The organism is Actinomycetospora sp., from assembly GCF_055612215.1.
Window position 1 is genome coordinate 1 of record NZ_JBVPVA010001151.1, and the last position, 3,477, is coordinate 3,477.

General features: G+C 73.0%; 4 protein-coding genes. 1 reads left to right on the plus strand and 3 read right to left on the minus strand.

Going from position 1 to position 3,477, the window contains the following annotated elements; translation table 11 throughout:
* From AC0CYZ_RS30995 to AC0CYZ_RS31005, 3 genes are all read right to left on the minus strand, one after another.
* On the minus strand, positions 1-406 hold a 406-nt coding region (locus AC0CYZ_RS30995; protein ID WP_472221993.1), incomplete at its 3' end, for a mycothiol transferase.
* 184 nt (positions 407-590) lie between these two features.
* On the minus strand, positions 591-1,511 hold the full coding sequence (locus AC0CYZ_RS31000; RefSeq protein ID WP_472221995.1) for a type IV toxin-antitoxin system AbiEi family antitoxin: 921 nt from the start codon (positions 1,509-1,511) through the stop codon (positions 591-593).
* Between the two features lie 140 nt (positions 1,512-1,651).
* Complete coding sequence (locus AC0CYZ_RS31005) at positions 1,652-2,257, minus strand: TetR/AcrR family transcriptional regulator (RefSeq protein ID WP_472221997.1); 606 nt, start codon at positions 2,255-2,257, stop codon at positions 1,652-1,654.
* A gap of 117 nt (positions 2,258-2,374) precedes the next feature.
* On the opposite strand from AC0CYZ_RS31005, the gene AC0CYZ_RS31010 reads away from it, so the two are divergent.
* On the plus strand, positions 2,375-3,477 hold a 1,103-nt coding region (locus AC0CYZ_RS31010; protein WP_472221999.1), incomplete at its 3' end, for an acyl-CoA dehydrogenase family protein.

Genomic DNA, 3,477 nt, shown 5'->3' on the forward strand with positions numbered 1-3,477 from the left:
CGACGACGAACGCGTCGGTCGCCGCCCCGACCTCCTCGTAGCGGGCGAGCACCCCCTCGAGGGTCTCGTCGCCGACCAGGTTGAACTCGTCGTGGCGCAGGTCGCCGTCCGCCATGCGCTGCTGGATCACCGGGTCGTCCCAGTCGATGTCGTTCCAGGCCCCGCCGGCCATGCCGCTCGAGTCGCCCTGGGCGAACCGCAGCCAGCCCGCCTCGGTGTCGGCGACGTGCTTGACGAGCCCGGCGAGGTTCAGCACCGACACCGTCGTCCGCCGGGTGGCCTGCTCCTGGTCGAGCCCCTGCAGCGTCTGCCGCAGGAACCCGCGGTGGGCCCGCAGCGCCTCGATGATGTCGCGGCGCTCGCCGGTGAGGGTGTCGAGGTCGACGGGGTGCTGGGTCACGGTCACGATGTCCTCCCTGTGTTCCTGCTGGTGAGGGCCACGGTAGGAGAAGTAGCGGTCAGCTCCTGTCCGCGTCCCGGAGCCGGTGGTGGCCGATTCTCTCCCGATGACCGGTGATCGACGTCTGTGCGGCGGAACAGCCCAACTCTGACGCGTTCCGCCGCACACGTCGCGATCACGGGGCCACGGGTCACGACCGAGCGGCGAGCACCCGTCGCAGGGTCGCCACGAACACCTCGGGCGTCTCGGTCAGCTCGTACCAGTGCGTCCGGACCACGACCCACCCTGCGGCCGTCAGGGCGGCCTGTCGGGGACCGTCCACGAGGAACGCGCGCAGATCCCGATGGAAGGCCCAGCCGTCGATCTCGAGGATCACCTTCTGCTCCGGGAAAGCGACGTCCACGACGGCGCGACCGAAGCTCGGCACGTCCACCGGCACGTTCGCGAGCCAGCCGCGGATCCCGCTCTCGCGCATCCGGGAGTGCGCGAGACGCTCGGCCTCGGACACCGCGCCACCGGCCGCGAGCACGAGCAGCCGGGCCGTCACCGGGGCTCCCCGGCGGCCCGACCTCCGCACCTGGGCGTGCCGGAGCGCGTCCAGACCCACCGTCCGCCTCTGGAGCGCCCGGTCCATGACCTGTGCACCCCTGGCCGTCCCGAGGGACGCGGCCGCGTCGAGCACGGTGGCGACCGGCGTCGTGACGCGCAGGCCGTGGCGCAGCGTGCGGTCGGAGACGGGCACCGTGCGCCGCACGAGGAACACGCCGGGCCGACGACGGTGCTGGCGCTCCCGCTCGACCGCGATCTCGATCGGGGCCGGCCTGGTGTCCAGGAGCCCCCACCACCACGCGGCCGCCGGACCGACCAGGACCGCCTCGCCGCCGACCGAGAGCATCGCCGCGCGGATGGTGGCGCGGGGCGTCTCCTCGTGGGTCGCGACCAGGTAGACGCGGTAGGCGATCCGGAACCACTGCTTCGTCGCGACCCGTCGCCGGATCGTCGAGTCGCTGAAGCCGAGTTCGCGTGCCTGGTCGAGGGAGATCACGCCGTCCTGGCGGCGCAGCAGTGCGTGCAGCCGGGCTTCGCGCCGGCGGTGCTCATCGATGCCCATGCCTCTTCGACGCGGCCTGCGGCGTCCCGGATCCATCGGATTCGGCGGTGATCGACCTCCGTGCGGCGGAACGCGTCAGATGTGGCGTGTTGCGCCGCACAGATGTGGATCACCGCGACCGGGGGCGGGCCGGGGCGACCTCAGCCCAGCGCCGGGAGCAGCACCGCCGCCACCTGCTCCCCCAGCTCGCGGGGGGAGAGCGGGCCCGCCGGGTCGTACCACTTGTAGACCCAGTTCGCGGCGCCCAGGCACGTGTTCACGAAGGTCTTCGGCGCCATGGGGAGCTCGCGCCCCGAGACGGCGAGCTGTGCCTCGACCGCCTCGAGAACCACCGCCTCGAAGGCCCGACGCCGCTCGAGGATCGGCGCCGCGAGGTCCGGCGGCAGCTCCGACTCCTCCTCGAAGCAGATCTTCAACAGGTCCTGGTGTGCGCAGGTGTACGCGACCCGCTCGACGATCAGCCCCCGCACCGCCTCGCGCGGGTTCGGCGCGGCCGCCACGATCGCCCGGGCGCCGCGCAGGCTCTCGTCGAGGACCTCCTCGTAGACGACGACGAGCAGGTCCTGCTTGGTGCGCCAGTAGTGGTAGAGCGACGGCTTCGACAGCCCCACCCCGTCGGCGATGTCGTTCATCGAGGCGGCCCGGTACCCGCGGCGGCTGAAGACCTCGACGGCCGCGGCGAGGATGCGGCGGCGCTGCTCGTCGGCCCGGCTCCCGCCGGACGGACGCATCTCGCGAGCCGCCATGCCGCTCCCTCACCCGCACCTCACCGCCGGAGTTGACGCTGAGCTGTGACGCAGCCTACCTTCGTCCGACCGGTCGGTCGAACGATTCGGGACACCGAGCAGCACCAGGAGCACGGCATGGCCTTCGAGCTGGACGAGGCGCACGAGGACTTCCGGGCCAGCGTCCGGGCCTTCACCGATCAGCGCGTCCGTCCGGTGGTCGACGAGGCCGAGCGCTCCGGGCGACCCCCGGAGCGGCTCTGGAAGGAGATGGGCGACGCCGGGCTGCTGGGCCTGCTCACCCCGCCCGAGTTCGGCGGGTCGGCGGGCGAGGGCGGCGAGTGCACCGCGGTCACCGTCCTGGCCGAGGAGCTCTCCCACGCCTGCGGCGGCATCGCCGTGAGCGCCCTGGTCAGCGCCTACATGGCCGCGCCGCACCTGGTCCGCTACGGCACGCCCGAGCAGCAGCAGCACTGGGTCCCCGCCCTCGCCGCCGGCACCGCGATCGCCGCCATCGCCGTGACCGAGCCGGGCGCGGGCTCCGACGTCGCCGGCATCACGACGAAGGCTCGGCGCGTTCAAGGGGAGCACGCCGATAGGGAGGGCTGGGTGCTCGACGGCCGCAAGATGTACATCACCAATGCCGGGCTGGCCGACGTCATCGTCGTCGGCGCCAAGACCTCCCCCGAGGCCGGGCACCGCGGAATCACGACGTTCGTCGTCCCCGCCGACACCCCCGGCCTGTCGTTCGGCACGCCGCTGGAGAAGCTGGGCTGGCACTCGTCGGACACCCGCGAGGTCGTCCTCGACGCGGTCACCGTGCCCGAGGACGCCGTGCTCGGCGGCCAGGACCGCGGCTTCTACCAGATCATGGACGCCTTCCAGCTCGAGCGCGTCGTGCTCGCGGCGATGGGCCTCGGCCACGCGGCCGAGGCGATCACGCTGGTCACCGAGTACGTCCGCGGGCGCGAGGTCGCCGGGGCACCGCTGTCGGGCCTGCAGACGATCCGCCACCGGGTGGCCGCGATGGAGGTCGAGCTCGACGCCGCCCGCGCCCTGACCTACCAGGCCGCCGCCCGCCTCGACGACGGCCACCCCGAGGCCGGCCGCTCGGTCGCCGCCGCCAAGTACTTCGCCGCGAAGGCCGCCGCCTGGATCGTCGACGAGGCCCTGCAGCTCTTCGGCGGTGCGGGATACTTGGAGGAGACACCGATCGTGCGTCACCAGAGAGACGTCCGGAT